The sequence below is a fragment of the Paenibacillus timonensis genome (assembly GCF_022427145.1).
GTDB lineage: Bacteria > Bacillota > Bacilli > Paenibacillales > Paenibacillaceae > Fontibacillus > Fontibacillus timonensis.
Map to the genome: position 1 here is coordinate 36,829 of NZ_JAKSXN010000039.1, position 16,393 is coordinate 53,221.

The window sequence follows — 16,393 nt, forward strand, 5'->3', positions numbered from 1 at the left end:
AGACGACTAGGCCGATACGGCGTCGCCGCTCTGACGCTGTTGCTTTCCGGCTTGGCGCTTTAGCTGCTGCGCCCCGGCTTGGCGCGCAGCAGTCGCGCCGCGCTCAGCTCGCCGGCACCGCCGCCTTTGGCCCTGGCCGCGGTGCCGGGCAACGGCTTGGCGGTGCGGCGCAGGCGGCGCTTGATCTCGCCCGGCTTCATGTCCGGCTTCATCGCCAACAGCAGGGCAACGGCCCCGCTGACGTGGGAAGTCGCCATGGAGGTGCCGCTCATTTCGCGGTAGCCGCCGCCCAGCCAGGACGAGCTGATTTTTTCGCCGGGGGCGTAGATATCGATATTGGGACCGTGGTTGCTGAAGGAGGCGATTTTGCCGTCCTTGCCGGTCGCGCCAACAGAGATCGTCTGCGGGTAGCGCGCCGGATAATCGGCGCCGCGGCCCTTTTTGTCGTTCCCCGAGGAGGCGACGACGACGATGCCTGCGTTATGGGCTTTGCGGATGATGTTTTGCAGCGAAGTGCTGTTGCTCTTCATGCCGAAGCTCATATTTACGATGTGCATCCGGTTGCGTACGCACCAGTCGATGCCCAAAATAATGTCGGAAACAAAAGCGGAGCCGTTATGGTCAAATGCCTTGACGGGAAAAATCAAGGACCGGGGAGCCACCCCCATCATTCCTTGCGATCCGCCGGAGGCGGCGATGGTTCCGGCGATATGCGTGCCGTGTCCGTTGTCGTCGTACGGAAGGCTGATCCGATTTAGCAGATTGATCCCTCGGGCCAGGGAATGGCGCAGGTCCGGGTGACTGAAATCAGCCCCCGTATCGATGACGCCGACTCGAATCCGGTAGCCTGTGGACACGGACCAGGTTTCCGGGGCACCGATTCGCCGCACCCCCCAAGGGATCGCGGTGGCGGTTTGCCCCTTGTTGGCCGGGGCCGGGCTATGAACGCTGACGAGGCTGTCTTCTTCGACCCATAGGCCGAAGCGGGAGCGGGCGGCCTCCCCCCGTAAACCGAGGGGGCAGATCAGCGCCTGCAGCAGCGATGAAGAACGGACATGCCGCAGCGCAGGATGCCGGCGCTTGTGCTTGAGCAATTGACGTACGCATTCGGCGAAATCGGCCGGGTGCGCAAAGCGGATGATGCTACGACCGCTTTTTCCGGAGGCGTCGACATGATCGTTCAAATACCTGAGGAATCCGGAGTAGTCCATGTATAAGTAGCCCCTCCTACAAAGCGTGTTGAAGTATAGTATGACGGTCCATTTTTCATTGAATGGGGAAGCGGCCCTGTTTTGCGGAAATGGGCCCGGCATGCCGCAATTCGCACGAATCCGGCGTGTCAAAGTACAAATCTGGACATAGGATGAAGGGAAGGCCTTGCGGCTTTCGCCAACCCAGGAGAGGGCCAGGGCCTTCTTTGGGGAAGGATACAGTCAAGGAGCGGAGAACCGGGGGTTCTCCGCTCCTTCCCTTTTTTTCGGGCGGGCTTTGGTGTGTTTTTAAAACTTGCAATTTGGTTCCAAATAGGTTTTACTATTGTGTGATATGGATATGTTAGTGAAGGAAACCGGCCCGACGGTTAAGGTTTCATCTTTGCTTTATAGTGAACTATTTGCGTGAGAGGAAGTGTCCGTAACGTGAGTACCCCCCTGAATTTGAAAATCGACCCGGAGAAGGTCCAGGAAATCCCGATGGTCGACTTGGCCTTTATGATTTTGAAAGCGGCGAATACGCCGTATTACTACCGCGACCTGATGAATGAGGTTGCCCAGCTTCGCGGCATGACCGAGGAACAAATTAACGAGGCGATTGCGCAGCTTTATACGGAAATAAATATCGATGGACGGTTCGCCTGCGTCGGCACCAACCTGTGGGGCCTGAAGCGCTGGTATCCGATCGAGCGTTCGGAAGATCCGGTCGGCAACTCCAAGCGTCCGCGCATCATTAATGATGACGACGACGATCTGGAAGACGACGATTTCGTGGAAGAGGACGATACGTACGTATCCGACGACGAAGAGGATTACGATGCGATCGACGAGGACTCCGAAGACGAGCTGTTCCCGGATGACGACGATGACGACGTAGAAGAAGTCGAAGACGACGAACTGCTCCCGGACGAAGAACTCGAAGACGAGGACGAACTCGCCGAAGAAGAGGAAGAACTGGAAACCGACGAGGACTTCGACGACAGCGACGAGGATTGATCGGCTTTGGGACAGGAGCTTCGCGGTTTTTGAGCGACATTTGAAGGACGGCCTGCGCCGTCCTTTTTATTGTCTTATTTTGTTCAGAGGATGCCTTCCGACTTGACTTGACACGGGCAGGGGTAACGGGTAAACTATTGCATGGGCTTATGATTCAAACCTATAACATATGCATTTTTTAAAAAGTGCCCCGACCTATTCGGGTGTCACTTTTTTGTTTTTTTATTGCCATTTTAGCTATGATTTACCGGATAATAGGTTACGCTAATGATCTAAGTTGCCTGAATTTCTGGGATCCGATGGATTTGTGAACACGTACTACTTTAGGAGGTTTTGGGTTGTGGCAAAGTACATTTTCGTGACAGGCGGGGTCGTATCCTCACTGGGGAAGGGCATTACGGCGGCTTCGCTGGGCAGGCTGCTTAAGAACAGAGGTTTGAAGGTAACGATCCAGAAATTCGATCCATATATCAACGTCGATCCGGGCACGATGAGCCCGTATCAGCACGGGGAAGTGTTCGTCACGGACGATGGCGCCGAGACCGATTTGGATCTGGGCCATTATGAACGTTTTATCGATATCAATCTTTCGAAAAACAGCAACGTTACGACGGGGAAAATCTACTCCTCGGTCATCGGCAAGGAACGCCGCGGCGAGTATCTCGGCGGAACGGTTCAAGTCATCCCCCATATCACGAACGAGATTAAAGAACGTGTATTCCGCGCCGGACGTGAAGCGGGCTCCGACGTGGTCATCACCGAAATCGGCGGGACCGTCGGCGACATCGAAAGCTTGCCGTTCCTGGAAGCGATCCGTCAAATCAAGAGCGACATCGGGCGCGAGAACGTGATGTATATTCACGTGACGCTGATTCCATATATCAAAGCCGCCGGCGAAGTCAAAACGAAACCGACCCAGCACAGCGTGAAGGAACTGCGCAGCATCGGGATTCAACCGAACGTGATCGTCTGCCGTACAGAGCATGAGCTCTCGGACGATATCAAGGGGAAAATCGCCCAGTTTTGCGACGTTGACGCCAGCGCGGTTGTGGAATGCCGGGACGCGGATACGCTTTACGAAGTACCGCTTAACCTGCGCGACGAAGGGCTCGACGAGATCGTCGTGAACCATCTGAAACTGACGACGCCAGCTCCGGATATGCGCGAGTGGGAGAGTCTCGTTGAGCGCATCAACAAGCTGGAGAAAACCGTGGAGATTGCCATCGTCGGCAAGTACGTGGCGCTGCACGACGCTTATCTCAGCGTGGTGGAATCGTTGTCGCACGCCGGCTTTGACGCGAATGCGGACGTGAAGGTCCGCTGGGTGAACGCGGAGGAAGTGACGGATGAGAACGTAGCCGAGCTGCTGCAAGGCGTCGGCGGGATTCTCGTGCCGGGCGGCTTCGGCGATCGCGGCATCGAAGGCAAGATTACGACGATCCGTTATGCCCGCGAGAACCGGATTCCGTTCTTCGGCATTTGCCTGGGGATGCAGGTGGCGGTTATCGAGTATGCTCGCTCGCTGGCTGGACTCCAAGGCGCCAACAGCTCGGAGATCAATCCGTCCACCGAGTACCCGGTCATCGACCTGCTGCCGGAGCAGAAGGATATCGAGGATCTCGGCGGCACGATGCGCCTGGGGTTGTACCCTTGCAAGCTGGCGCCGGGATCGCTCGCCATGCAGTGTTATGACGACGAGTTGGTATACGAGCGCCACCGCCATCGGTATGAGTTCAACAATGCGTACCGCGAGACGCTGGAGCGCGTCGGCCTGCGCATTTCCGGAACCTCGCCGGACGGACGGCTGGTGGAAATCGTCGAGCTTCCGGACCATCCTTGGTTCCTGGCGGTGCAATTCCATCCGGAGTTCACTTCCCGGCCGAACCGTCCGCAGCCGCTGTTCCGCGAGTTCGTGAAAGCCTCGATCGCGCATTTGTCCTAAGCGCGGATTGACCGCTTGTGCCAGTCCCGGGACACCCTGTCATTTTTGGCTCGACTGATTTTTTAAGGCTCTTTTTTCCAGTGGAGAAGGGTTTTGCAAATCGGGAGCGAAGTATTAGTTATGACAAGGATTACAGGGTGGACTTGTAGGAGGGCTTTTCGGTGGAAGAGAAGAAAGTATTAATTGTCGACGATCAGAACGGTATCCGCATTTTATTGATGGAAGTGTTCAGCAGCGAAGGGTATAAAACGTTTCAGGCAGCCAACGGCAAAATGGCTTTGGAAATCGTCCGCAGCGATTCGCCGGATTTGGTGCTTCTCGACATGAAAATCCCGGGGATGGACGGGTTGGAAATCCTTAAGCATATCAAGGAGGCCAATCCGGAGATCAAGGTCATTATGATGACGGCCTACGGCGAGCTCGATATGATCAAGGAAGCGACGGATCTTGGGGCTCTGATGCATTTTACGAAACCCTTTGACATTGATGAAATGCGTGCAGCGGTCAACATGCAGCTTAAAGGCGGAGCTCGCCTTTAGGCGGTACGGCCGTGATGAAGAGAAGGCCTTCTTTAGAAGAGCGGCGTTGGATCACGCGGTCTCCTAAAGGAGGCCTCTTTTTTCTGGGATAAATCAGCACAAGGCGTTCACAAACGAAAGGAAAGCATGAATAGTATTTTTGACAGGTTGTGGTATAATAAGAAAGTGTGTGAATGTCGGCTAAATAAGATAAAATCCCACATCCTTAGGAGGATTGAAACCCATGCCATTAGTATCGATGACTGACATGTTGAACAAAGCCCTTGCAGGCAAATATGCCGTAGGCCAGTACAACATCAATAACTTGGAATGGACGCAAGCCATTCTGGCTGCAGCAGAAGAAGAGAAATCCCCGGTTATCCTGGGCGTTTCCGAAGGCGCTGCCCGTCATATGGGCGGATTCTACACCGTTGTCAAAATGGTGGAAGGCCTGCTGCATGACATGAAAATTACAGTACCTGTTGCCATTCACCTCGACCATGGTTCGAGCTTTGATAAATGTAAAGAAGCGATCGACGCCGGCTTTACTTCCGTGATGATCGACGGATCCCATCATCCGATCGACGAGAACATCGCCATGACGAAGAAAGTCGTTGAATACGCTCATGCCAAAGGCGTTTCGGTTGAAGCCGAAGTCGGCACGGTTGGCGGTCAAGAAGACGACGTTATCGGCGGCATCAAATACGCTGACCTGGACGAGTGCGTTCGCATCGTCAAAGAAACCGGCATCGATACCCTGGCGCCTGCTTTGGGTTCCGTGCATGGTCCTTACCATGGCGAACCGAACCTCGGGTTCAAAGAAATGGAACAAATCCGTGATGCGGTTAAGCTTCCGCTCGTGCTTCATGGCGGGACAGGCATTCCGACGCATGATATCACCAAAGCGATTTCGCTCGGTACTTCCAAAATCAACGTGAACACCGAGAACCAAATTGCGTTCACGAAAGCGGTTCGTGAAGTCTTGGCTGCGAAACCGGACGCATACGATCCTCGTAAATACATCGTTCCTGGCCGTGACGCGATCAAGGCTACGGTTGTTGGCAAAATCCGCGAGTTTGGTTCCAACAACAAAGCTTAAGGATCAACGCCAAGCGTTTGCGCCGTACTGCCTTTAGGGCGGATACGGCGCAAGCTTTAGGACGGACAAGGCCTTGGACCGTCCAGCTGAATAAGGTGACTTGGAGAGTACACCGCTTAGACGGTGTCTTTCCATTTCTGCCGTTAAAATCATGGGCTTGTGTACCGACGCAAATACGTAGGGGGATCCTGGACTTATGGAGAAATTGATGATCCGTGGCGGACGTCCGCTGCGCGGAAGCGTTTCGATCAGCGGCGCAAAAAACAGCGCGATTGCGCTAATTCCGGCTGCGATCTTGGCAGAATCCGAAGTGGTTCTGGATAACTTGCCGATTTTGAGCGACGTGGCGGTATACTCGGAGATTTTGGAGGAGCTGGGTGCCCGCGTCATGTGGGATGGCAGTCAGATGCGCATTGATCCCACCCATATTCGTTCGATTCCGATGCCCAACGGGCCGGTAAAGAAACTGCGGGCTTCCTATTATATGATGGGGGCCATGTTAGGACGTTTCAAAGAAGCGACCATCGGCTTGCCGGGGGGCTGCAACTTTGAGCCTCGTCCGATCGATCAGCATATCAAAGGGTTTGAGGCGTTAGGGGCAACCGTAACCAATGAACACGGTGCCATTCATTTGCATGCGAAAGAGCTGCGCGGCGCGAAGGTTTACCTGGACGTCAGCAGCGTTGGAGCGACGATTAATATTATGCTGGCGGCGACAAGAGCCAAAGGCGCTACGATTATCGAAAATGCGGCGAAAGAGCCTGAAATTATAGATGTGGCCACCTTGTTGAACTCCATGGGGGCAGTGATTAAAGGGGCGGGTACGGAGACGATCCGGATTGAAGGCGTCAACGAGCTGAAAGGTTGCCGCCATTCGATTATTCCCGACCGAATCCAGGCCGGGACTTATATGATTGCTGCTGCAGCGACGCAGGGCGATGTTTTGATCGACGGCGTCATTCCGAAACACTTGGAAGCGTTGACCGCCAAACTGCTGGAGATGGGTGCCGAGGTGGATGAACTTGACGAGAGCATCCGGGTGATCGGTCGTCCGGACTACCATCACGTTGACGTCAAGGCGTTAGTCTACCCCGGTTTTCCGACGGATATTCAATCGCCGATGACCAGTTTGCTTACGCAGGCGAGGGGAGTCAGCGTGCTAAGCGATTTTGTGTACAGCAACCGGTTTAAGCATGTGCCGGAGCTGGTCCGGATGGGAGCGAAAATCCGCGTGGAGGGCCGTTCGGCCATCATCGAAGGCGGACCGCTCAATGCGGCCAAAGTCAAAGCGGCCGATTTGCGCGCGGGTGCGGCGCTGGTCGTAGCCGGGTTAACCGTGCCGGAGGGCATTACCGAGGTCTTCGGCGTAGAGCTGATCGACCGGGGGTATGATCATCTGGTCCCGAATTTGCGCGCTTTGGGTGCCGACGTTTGGCGAGAGACGGAAGAATAACTTTCCGCTCTCGCGCATAAGTTGCCAAGGATGGGGCATACTAGGCGAATGAGTCTATCATTACGCCATACTTCATAGATTTCAATAAAATTGAATAGGTGGTTATTTTAATATGGATCTACAAATCGCCGATCTGGAAGGGATGAAGCTTACCGAGCTGTACAAGCTGGCGAAGCAGTATCAGATTCCTTATTACGGCCAATTAAAGAAGAAAGAATTGATTTTCGCCATTTTAAGGGCACAGGCTGAACAAAGCGGCCTCATGTTTATGGAAGGCGTGCTCGAGATTTTACCGGAAGGGTACGGATTCCTGAGACCGATTAATTATTTGCCCAGCACGGAAGACATTTACATTTCCGCTTCGCAAATTCGCAAGTTTGATCTGCGTACCGGGGATCTCGTATCCGGGAAGTGCCGAACGCCGAAGGAAAACGAGAGATATTTCGGCCTCCTGCAAGTCAACGCCGTCAACGGCGAAAACCCGGCCATCGCGGCGGAACGTCTGCATTTCCCTGCGCTGACTCCACTCTATCCGCAGACCAAATTGGTGCTTGAAACTTCCCCAAATCATCTATCCACCCGCATTATGGATTTGCTTGCCCCGGTCGGACTAGGCCAACGCGGTTTGATCGTGGCGCCGCCTAAAGCAGGGAAGACCTTGCTGCTTAAGGAAATCGCCAACAGCATCTCCACCAACAATCCCGACATTGAGTTATTCGTATTGTTGATCGACGAACGTCCGGAAGAAGTTACCGACATGCAGCGTTCGGTCAAAGGCGAAGTGATCGCTTCTACGTTTGACGAGCTGCCGGAGAATCATATCAAGGTGGCGGAGCTTGTGTTGCAGCGCGCTTTGCGTCTGGTGGAGCACAAGAAGGACGTCGTGATTTTGCTGGATAGCATTACGCGTCTGGCCCGCGCCTATAACTTGGTTGTTCCGCCGTCGGGGCGGACGCTCAGCGGGGGGATCGATCCGGCCGCCTTCCATCGTCCGAAGCGTTTCTTCGGTTCGGCCCGAAATGTGGAAGAGGGCGGCAGCTTGACGATTTTGGCAACGGCTTTGGTGGATACCGGTTCGCGGATGGACGATATTATTTATGAGGAATTCAAAGGCACCGGTAACATGGAGCTGCATCTGGATCGCAAGCTGGCGGAACGCCGGATTTTCCCGGCCATCGATATTCGCCGCTCGGGCACGCGCCGCGAGGAAGTGTTGCTCAGCAAGGAAGAGCTGGATACGATCTGGTCGATTCGCAAGAACATGAACGATTCTTACGACTTTGTCGAAGGGTTCCTGAAAAAGCTGCGTGACTGCAAGACCAATGCCGAATTCCTGGCTTCCTTCGATGTTTCCGGCAACACCCCTTCGGGTGGCGGCAACGGCGGGGCGCGTCGTCCGGTTCGGTCGGGTTCTACGTCTTCGCGGGCGGGCTCGTCTTCTACGGGCGCCGGATCCACGCATAATTCTACGGTATAAGAGATCCATCGGGAGAGCTGTCTTCCCGTTGATGAATATAAAGAGGAGAACAACATGTACTTAGTGTATGCAGATGAACAAGGACAGGTCTATGATCACCCGTCGCTGTATGGCTTGGCTCGCAGCGCGGACATGATCGTGGAGATCATGGAGGATGAGCTGATTCCGCTTCCCGAGGGGGCGACCTTGGTGGGCTTACCGTCCACCCGGCCGATCGGCATGGACCCGGATACCGGCGAAATGAAGCCGCTCCCGGGCAATGTCCAGGCGGTAGGGGCTTTGCTTCCGCAAGGCTTTACCCGTCTTTGTCTGCCGGGGTATGTGAAGACCGACAAGGATTATAAACTGCCTTTGTTCGGGTACTCCGCGGTTGTTTGGAAGGACGGTCAGTTCTACGTGACGGCGCGCTTATCGGACGATCCCGAGAAGTGGAACCCGCTGAACTGCGATCCTCTGGAGTTGAAGAACCAAGTGAAAGCCTATACCTCCCGCTACCCGGAGAACCGGCTGTATGAGCATTTATCGAACTGCGCGCTGGGCTATGAGTGCCTGACGGCCTCCAATACGTTCTTGAATCGATGGGAAGGGGCGGTCCCCGTCTCCTATTCCTGCAACGCGGGTTGTTTCGGCTGCATCTCTGAACAGCCGGACGATAGCGGGTTCGTCTCGCCGCAGACGCGGATGAACTTCCGTCCGCGCGTCGAAGAGCTGGTGGAGGTCATGCTGGAGCATTTGACCACGCCGGAGTCGATTATCAGCTTCGGTCAAGGCTGCGAAGGGGAGCCTTCGACGCAGGCCAAGCTGATCATCGAAGCGATTCGCGAGGTTCGGCGTCGGACGGACATGGGGTATATCAATATTAATACGAATGCGGGTTTATCCGATCATATCCGCGGCATCGTAGATGCGGGCTTGGATCTGATGCGGGTCAGCACGATCAGCGCGCTGGACGACCACTACAACGCCTACTACAAGCCGCGCGGCTATACGCTCGCGAATGTAGAGAAGTCATTGAAGTATGCTGCGGATCAAGGGGTATACACCTCGATCAACTATTTGATTTTCCCCGGGGTAACGGACCGCGAGGAAGAAGTTGAAGCGATGATCGAATTCGCCCGTCGCAGCAAGCTGAAGCTGATTCAGCTGCGCAATCTGAACATAGACCCCGAAAGCTATCTGGACTTGATCCCGAAAGCCAAGGGGGAGATTCTCGGCATGAAGCAAGCGATCGAGATTTTCCAGGAGGAGCTGCCGGATGTCGTCATCGGATCGTATACGCATGTGCCTCCGGCCGAATTGGCCCGCGTCAAAGTACGCGGATAAAACAGGCAATTGCGTGAACGGATGGCCCGTGCTATAATGCGATTATGTGTCATTATAACTCTGGGCACGACTGAGGCTCAGGGCGGAAAGAGGTGAAAGTGATGAAAGAAGCAGTTCAACCGAAATATCACGTGACTACGGTAACTTGCGCTTGCGGTAACACGTTTGAGACGGGTTCCGTGAAACAAGACCTGCGCGTTGAAATTTGCTCCAACTGCCATCCATTCTTCACAGGGAAGCAGAAATTCCTGGATGCTGGTGGACGTGTGGATAGATTCAAAAAGAAATACGGTATCTAAGATACCCTTGCACAAACGACATGACGAAGAACGTCTTTGCCTATCTGATGATAGGCGGAGGCGTTTTTTTCTTTTTTACTGGCGTGATTTTATAAGTTCGGTTAAGGGGAGGCGGCGAACATATGGGTTTTGATGAGACGCATCAACATTGGTTGGCATCGCACCGCAAACACGTTCCGGCGAACGGAAGGATCGTTTGGAACGAGGGCATGGGCATGGAGAGCAGCTATTTTTGCGCAATGTATGGTGGCCTTTACGGAGGAGCTTGGATAACCTGCATCCGGAATACGAGATCGCGGATTGGCGGGGACGGCCGTACTTTGCGGACTTCGCTTGGTTGACGGAAGCCGTGAAGCTCGTTATTGAATCATAAAAAAGCAGGCCGGAAAACGATGGCCGACACCCGTCCGCCCTCAAATCCAACCTGCTTACTCAAACCGATTACAATTATTTCTTGAACTCCACGCTCTGCTTGAGGCTAGTCCACTCTTCGCTCTTGATGATGCCCAGCCGCCATAAAGCGATGCCCTTCAGGTCATAGCGTTTCGCCAGACCGGTCAGCGTTTTGATGGTGGTTTGATCCTCGCTGTCCAGGTTGAGTCCGAGGATCAGCTTGCTGGCGCTGGTCTCTTTCAGAGCCAGGCGTATCGCTTCATCCACTTTATCTGCGGGCTGCGGCCGACCGCTGTTGTCTCCCGGGAGGTAATCGTAAGCCATGATCACGATTTCGTCCGCCAGCGCTCCGAGCGTCTTATAATCATAACCTTGATAGGACGAGTTCAGCGGGTGCAGCGCCAGGGATAACTTGAGCCCGGCCGCCCGGGTTTGCTTGGACAATTCCTTGACGAAGTTGTTAAAAGCCTCCCGCGTCGCCGTCTTCTCCGTAGTTAAGCCGAGCCCTTCGAAATCGAGCATGATGCCTTGGAACGCTCTTTCAGTCGCAGCGTTGACCATATCGGTGATCGCTTGCTGCCGCAGGGCTGGATCTTCGATGACCCGGGTCAGCTCACCTTTCACGTCGCTAGAGTAGACCATCAAATAAGGCAAGGTGCGTGCGGTGGCCGCGTCGTTCACGAGACTGTCCGGGGTCACTTCGCCTGAGGCCTGCGGCAGCTTGAACACGTCGCCCGTTTGCGTAAATTGCCCGCTCTCGTTGATGCGGCTCCAGCCGAAAGCAACGGCGTCCAGGCTAGGAACCGCCCCCACCTCCGAGAAGGAGGATATGGCGTAGAAGCCGAGCGTATACATTCGCTCCTGCGGGGAGGCGATGGATACGGTCTTCGAGGCTTGGTCCCATCCGACTTGGGCCCCGAACTGCTGGCTGAAGAAGCTGAGCGGAATCAGCGTATTGCCGCCAATGGACCGGGGGGCAACCGCCAACGGGACGGAGGCGTTGTTCACCTTGGCCGTTTTGCTGTTCAGCGTTAATTGTACGTGGATCGCATCGGCCCCTGCGCCTTTGACGGCAGTGATCGTTTTGGAGGCTTGGTTCCAGGTGACGGTAATCCCGAGCGCTTCGGATATGGAGCGGAACGGAACCAGCGTCGTGCCGTTGACGATCATCGGTTCGCCGGAAAAGGCCAGCGGATACCCGTCCAGCAGGATCTGCACCGATGCAGCCGCCTCAGCCCGAGACGGCTGCATTCCGGCCAGGCTTCCGGCCAAAAGGGCCGTAACCAGTAAAATTTTCCCGATTGGTTTCATTTGTTTCTCCTCTCTCATGCTCTGATTTCCAGTTTCTTATTCTATTAATATATCAAAATAAAACTAGAGTTGCATTTAGAGGAAGACGCATAAATGAATGACAAACGAGGCATAGTCCAGGCACTCCAGCCAACTTCTTCCCTTCGGTTGCATTTTGTACAGGCATGAGATATACTTAGTTTCACCGTGCTAGATGGGGAGGTAGCGGTGCCCTGTAACTCGCAATCCGCTGTAGCGAGGTTGAAGTCCTGTTAGAGGTCTTGTCGATGTGAGGCCGGTCTTTACGGCAGATGTTGACGGACGGGTCCTCCGCAAGGAGTACCTGCGAACCTGGTCAGGTCCGGAAGGAAGCAGCCATAAGCAGTATTACTCCTGTGCCGGAGGGCAGCCTGTCCCGAGTCATGCCGTAAAGGTGCCGCTCGGATCGCAATGATCAATAACAGGTGCACGGTGAATACTCGATAAGAATACATCTTTGTCTGCGGACAGGGGTGTTTTTTTTGTACATAGACCAAATGGCTATAGTATAATAAGGAAACGACAACCGTCGTTTGAGGAAAGAAAGAGGTGCCGCATAATGGAGCATATTGCGCTGTACCGGGCTTGGCGGCCGCAGTCGTTTCAAGACATGGTGGGGCAGCAGCATATCATCCGCACGTTGCAGAATGCGATCCGCGAACAGCGGCTGTCGCACGCTTATCTGTTCAGCGGTCCGCGGGGAACCGGGAAGACCAGTGCCGCGAAAATTTTGGCCAAAGCCGTAAACTGCGAAAAAGGACCTGCGGCAGAACCGTGCAACGAATGCGATGCGTGCCGGAGGATCACGGCTGGCGCCGTCATGGATGTGCTTGAGATTGACGCCGCTTCCAACCGGGGGGTTGAGGAGATCCGCGATTTGCGGGAGAAGGTCAAATATGCCCCTACGGAAGTGCGGCAGAAGGTTTATATCATCGATGAAGTCCACATGCTGACCACGGAAGCTTTCAACGCGCTCTTAAAAACATTGGAGGAACCGCCTCCGCATGTGATGTTTATATTGGCGACCACCGAACCGCACCGTTTGCCGGCAACGGTCATCTCGCGCTGTCAGCGTTTTGACTTCCGCCGGGTATCGTTGGAAGAGCAAAGCGAGCGGCTGCGGATGATCTGCGAGCAGGAAGGCATCGAAGCGGAGAAGGAAGCGATCGAGTATATCGCCAGATTATCCGACGGCGGGATGCGCGACGCGTTAAGCATTTTGGATCAAATCGCATCTTTCTCCGGCCGTAAGGTCTCGTACCAGCAGGTACTGGACATGACCGGCGGCATTGCCTCCCGGCAGTTCGCAGAGCTGGCAAAGACGCTGTTGGCTGGCGACATCGGCGGGATGCTGCAGATGATCGATGGTTTTATGCAGGAAGGCAAAAGCGCGGACAAGTGCATGGAGAATCTTCTCTATTATTTCCGCGATTTGCTGATGGTCAAAATGGTGCCGAAGGCGGACAAGTTGACGGAACGCGTGCTGGATCCGCAGGATTTTGCGGAGATTGCCGAGGGCTTCTCGAAACCGCAGCTGTTTCGCATCATCGATACGCTGAACCACTATCAGACGGAAATGAAATACGCCGTCCAACCGCAAACGCTGTTTGAGGTCGCTTTGCTGAAGATCTGCACGTTTGGAGGAGAGGGCGCCGTAGAACAGCCGGCTTCGGTCCGCAGCGCGGGAGCGGGGACCGGGTCGTCCGCCGATGCTTCCGAGGTCCATCAGCTCCGCCGTCAGTTGGCGGAACTGGAGGCGAAGCTGGAGCGGGCGCTGCAGGGTGGACTTGCCGCCGTCGGTTCCGTCACGGGAGGCGCGGCGACCGGTGGAAATCGTCCTTCGCGAAGCCCCGCACCGCGCGTAGCCTCGAAGGCCAAAATTCCATCCGGGATGGATCAGTATCTTGCAGCCCGCAACAGCCCGGAATTCATGGAGATCCAGCAAAAATGGAACCAGGTGCTCCAGGCCGTTAAGGATGCCAAGATTACGATCCATGCGTGGTTCGTGAACGGAGAGCCCGTATCGGTTACGGAGGATAACGTGCTGGTGGCGTTCAAAAACGATATTCACCGTGAGACCACCGAGAAGCCGGCCAATAAGCAGGTGATCGAAACGGTCATGGAACGCCAATTGGGCAAACCGTACCATTTGGTGACGATGATGCAGAAGGATTGGACCGATGCGCAGCAAGGCGCGGGCGAACGTCCCGGCGGCGAACCGTTCGAGTTGGAACCACCGCCTGAGGATGGCGGATCCGGCAAAGAACCTTGGGTGGACGAAGCGTTGAATATTTTCGGGGATGACCTGGTCGTCATCAAGGAATAACTAAACACCGGCCAGGTATAGACCGTAGAATCGTGGTTATGTTTTTTCTATATAACGCATGACGTACATGCAGACCAATTTAAGGAGATGTGAACGACGTGAACAATATGAACCAAATGATGAAGCAAGTGAAGAAAATGCAAGAGCAAATGCTCAAAGCACAGGAAGAGCTCGCGGGCAAAACCGTAGAAGGCAGTGCCGGCGGCGGCGTAGTGACCGTGCAGGTCAATGGCCACAAGAAGGTGTTGTCCTTGACGATCAAGCCGGAAGCGGTAGATCCGGACGACGTGGAAATGCTGCAGGATTTGGTGCTTACCGCAGTCAATGATGCTTTGACGAAAGCCGAAGAACTGGCGAACCAGGATATGGGCAAGTTTACGGGCGGAATGAAAATTCCAGGCCTGTTCTAATTTTACGAACTGAAGGAGAAGGCCCCATTGTATTATCCCGAACCGATCGCGAAGCTGATCGATGCTTTTACCCATTTGCCCGGTATCGGGCCGAAGACGGCGGCCAGACTGGCTTTTCACGTGCTGCGCATGAAGGAAGACGACGTCATCGACTTCGCCAAAGCGCTGGTAAGCGTGAAGCGTAACCTCCATTACTGTTCCGTCTGCTGCAACATCACGGATACCGATCCCTGCCGGATTTGTCAGGATAAGACCCGGGACGCTTCCGTGATTTGCGTCGTGCAGGAATCCAAGGACTTGGTGGCGATGGAGCGGACGAAGGAGTTCGATGGCTACTATCATGTGCTGCAGGGGGCGATCTCGCCGATGGAAGGCTTGGGACCGGATGATATTCGGCTCAAGGAGCTGCTGAACCGGTTGAGCGATGAACGGGTGAAGGAGCTGATTTTGGCGACCAACCCGAACATTGAGGGGGAGGCGACCGCCATGTATATTTCCCGTCTCGTGAAGCCTTTCGATATTCGCGTTACCCGGATTGCTCACGGGCTGCCGGTCGGCGGCGACCTGGAGTATGCGGATGAAGTGACGTTATCCAAGGCGCTGGAAGGGCGACGAGAACTAAATTAGGTTTTATTCTTACCGTTTGGAACCGGAGAACTTTAGGCCCTGCGCTTTCGCTTGGGGCTTAAAGTTCTTTTTGTTTTCCGGCTGCTCCGGTTCTAAGTTTGTCCCTCTCCCGATAAACATGAAATAAAACCGGATGAGGAGGCGATCAAACTTGAAGGGTTTGAAGCTCTGGGGCGAAGGCCGCTCAAACCAGACTCGCAGAAACGAGGTCATGGAATACAAACGGGAATTGTATGCAGAGGTCATCAATGCGTTAAAGGAGTGGGAGCGGGCGCGGATCGCTTTCCAGGAAGCGGTGGGACACGATGAGGTAGATGTGGCGATTTATACCCTGGAGGCGGCGGAGCGCAGGTACCAGATCCAACTCAAGGCGGCGAAGCAGGCTCAGGTGGATTGGGACGCTTTTCGCAATGGATCCTATTTTGGGGAAAGTTCGTGAACTTTGAGGGAGGAGGGGATAAAAGATGAAGCTTGTGCTAATCGGCATTCTTGTCGTATCGCTGGTGCTGCTGTTATATATTTTGTTCTCGCGCAAAATCGGTTGGGTGTGGCTTTCCCGGTTTGGGCTGCATATCGTGCTGGCGGCGCTGGGCATCTATGTGATCAATTTCTCCGGATTATTGACCGAAGTGTACATTCCCTTAAATCCGGTTACCTTAAGCACGGTGTTGGTACTTGGCCTGCCCGGAGTCGCTCTATTGGTCGGCCTAAAATTAACCATGATCTGAAGGTTGACTCGGCTTGTTCATCTGTGGTACATTATAAATCGCTTCTCCGGCGGGACAAGCCGGACAAGGCCTTCCAGATGGTGACAATAAAAAAGGTCTTGACTAAAGAGTGGGCAGCGTGATATATTATAAAGGTCGCTGCTGAAACGAAGCGATAACGAAAAACATCGTTTGATCTTTGAAAACTGAACAACGAGTGAGTAATAAACTGAGATTTTAAATCTCGTCAGTTTGTTTTAAATGAGCAAGTCAAACACCTTGA

The 16,393-nt window shown here is 54.4% G+C and carries 15 protein-coding genes and 1 other RNA gene; 14 read left to right on the forward strand and 2 right to left on the reverse strand.

Features of this window, described 5'->3' with window-relative positions:
* Nucleotides 1-59: 59 nt before the first annotated feature.
* Nucleotides 60-1,211 (reverse strand): S8 family peptidase, encoded by a 1,152-nt coding sequence (locus tag MJ257_RS15900; protein ID WP_240270185.1) that lies wholly within the window; start codon nt 1,209-1,211, stop codon nt 60-62.
* Nucleotides 1,212-1,637: 426 nt separating this feature from the next.
* Between MJ257_RS15900 and rpoE the strand changes: the two genes are divergently transcribed.
* The 8 genes from rpoE (at nt 1,638) to rpmE (ending at nt 10,318) form a co-directional block, all read left to right on the forward strand.
* Entirely contained in the window at nt 1,638-2,207 is a 570-nt protein-coding gene (gene rpoE / locus MJ257_RS15905) for a DNA-directed RNA polymerase subunit delta (RefSeq protein ID WP_240270186.1), read from the forward strand.
* A gap of 340 nt (nt 2,208-2,547) precedes the next feature.
* Nucleotides 2,548-4,149: a CTP synthase gene (gene pyrG / locus MJ257_RS15910; RefSeq protein ID WP_240270187.1), complete on the forward strand. Its 1,602-nt coding sequence runs from the start codon at nt 2,548-2,550 to the stop codon at nt 4,147-4,149.
* Nucleotides 4,150-4,310: 161 nt separating this feature from the next.
* Nucleotides 4,311-4,688, forward strand: a complete 378-nt coding sequence (locus MJ257_RS15915; RefSeq protein ID WP_059040443.1) for a response regulator — start codon at nt 4,311-4,313, stop codon at nt 4,686-4,688.
* 223 nt (nt 4,689-4,911) lie between these two features.
* Nucleotides 4,912-5,766: a class II fructose-1,6-bisphosphate aldolase gene (fba, locus tag MJ257_RS15920; protein ID WP_240270189.1), complete on the forward strand. Its 855-nt coding sequence runs from the start codon at nt 4,912-4,914 to the stop codon at nt 5,764-5,766.
* Nucleotides 5,767-5,962: 196 nt separating this feature from the next.
* Nucleotides 5,963-7,219, forward strand: a complete 1,257-nt coding sequence (murA, locus tag MJ257_RS15925) for a UDP-N-acetylglucosamine 1-carboxyvinyltransferase (RefSeq protein ID WP_240270190.1) — start codon at nt 5,963-5,965, stop codon at nt 7,217-7,219.
* Nucleotides 7,220-7,331: 112 nt separating this feature from the next.
* Nucleotides 7,332-8,696, forward strand: a complete 1,365-nt coding sequence (gene rho / locus MJ257_RS15930; RefSeq protein WP_240270191.1) for a transcription termination factor Rho — start codon at nt 7,332-7,334, stop codon at nt 8,694-8,696.
* A 54-nt stretch (nt 8,697-8,750) separates the two neighbouring features.
* Nucleotides 8,751-10,019 (forward strand): radical SAM family protein, encoded by a 1,269-nt coding sequence (locus MJ257_RS15935; RefSeq protein WP_240270192.1) that lies wholly within the window; start codon nt 8,751-8,753, stop codon nt 10,017-10,019.
* Between the two features lie 101 nt (nt 10,020-10,120).
* A complete protein-coding gene (gene rpmE / locus MJ257_RS15940; protein ID WP_155608687.1) occupies nt 10,121-10,318 on the forward strand; it encodes a 50S ribosomal protein L31 in 198 nt (65 codons plus the stop codon).
* Between the two features lie 447 nt (nt 10,319-10,765).
* Here the strand turns inward: rpmE and MJ257_RS15945 are convergent, their stop codons facing one another.
* On the reverse strand, nt 10,766-12,022 hold the full coding sequence (locus tag MJ257_RS15945) for a stalk domain-containing protein (RefSeq protein ID WP_240270193.1): 1,257 nt from the start codon (nt 12,020-12,022) through the stop codon (nt 10,766-10,768).
* 184 nt (nt 12,023-12,206) lie between these two features.
* On the opposite strand from MJ257_RS15945, the gene ffs reads away from it, so the two are divergent.
* The 6 genes from ffs to MJ257_RS15975 all read left to right on the forward strand — a co-directional run bounded on the left by ffs (nt 12,207) and on the right by MJ257_RS15975 (nt 16,131).
* Nucleotides 12,207-12,473: signal recognition particle sRNA large type (gene ffs, locus MJ257_RS15950), an RNA gene on the forward strand.
* Between the two features lie 126 nt (nt 12,474-12,599).
* Nucleotides 12,600-14,366, forward strand: a complete 1,767-nt coding sequence (gene dnaX / locus MJ257_RS15955; RefSeq protein WP_240270194.1) for a DNA polymerase III subunit gamma/tau — start codon at nt 12,600-12,602, stop codon at nt 14,364-14,366.
* Nucleotides 14,367-14,464: 98 nt separating this feature from the next.
* Nucleotides 14,465-14,776: a YbaB/EbfC family nucleoid-associated protein gene (locus tag MJ257_RS15960; RefSeq protein WP_178024067.1), complete on the forward strand. Its 312-nt coding sequence runs from the start codon at nt 14,465-14,467 to the stop codon at nt 14,774-14,776.
* Nucleotides 14,777-14,803: 27 nt separating this feature from the next.
* Nucleotides 14,804-15,403, forward strand: a complete 600-nt coding sequence (recR, locus tag MJ257_RS15965; protein ID WP_059040434.1) for a recombination mediator RecR — start codon at nt 14,804-14,806, stop codon at nt 15,401-15,403.
* A gap of 211 nt (nt 15,404-15,614) precedes the next feature.
* The gene (locus MJ257_RS15970; protein WP_372489824.1) at nt 15,615-15,842 is read left to right on the forward strand and encodes a DUF2508 family protein; all 228 of its coding nucleotides are present in this window, start codon (nt 15,615-15,617) and stop codon (nt 15,840-15,842) included.
* Between the two features lie 25 nt (nt 15,843-15,867).
* On the forward strand, nt 15,868-16,131 hold the full coding sequence (locus MJ257_RS15975; RefSeq protein ID WP_240270196.1) for a pro-sigmaK processing inhibitor BofA family protein: 264 nt from the start codon (nt 15,868-15,870) through the stop codon (nt 16,129-16,131).
* The last annotated feature ends 262 nt before the right edge of the window (nt 16,132-16,393 follow it).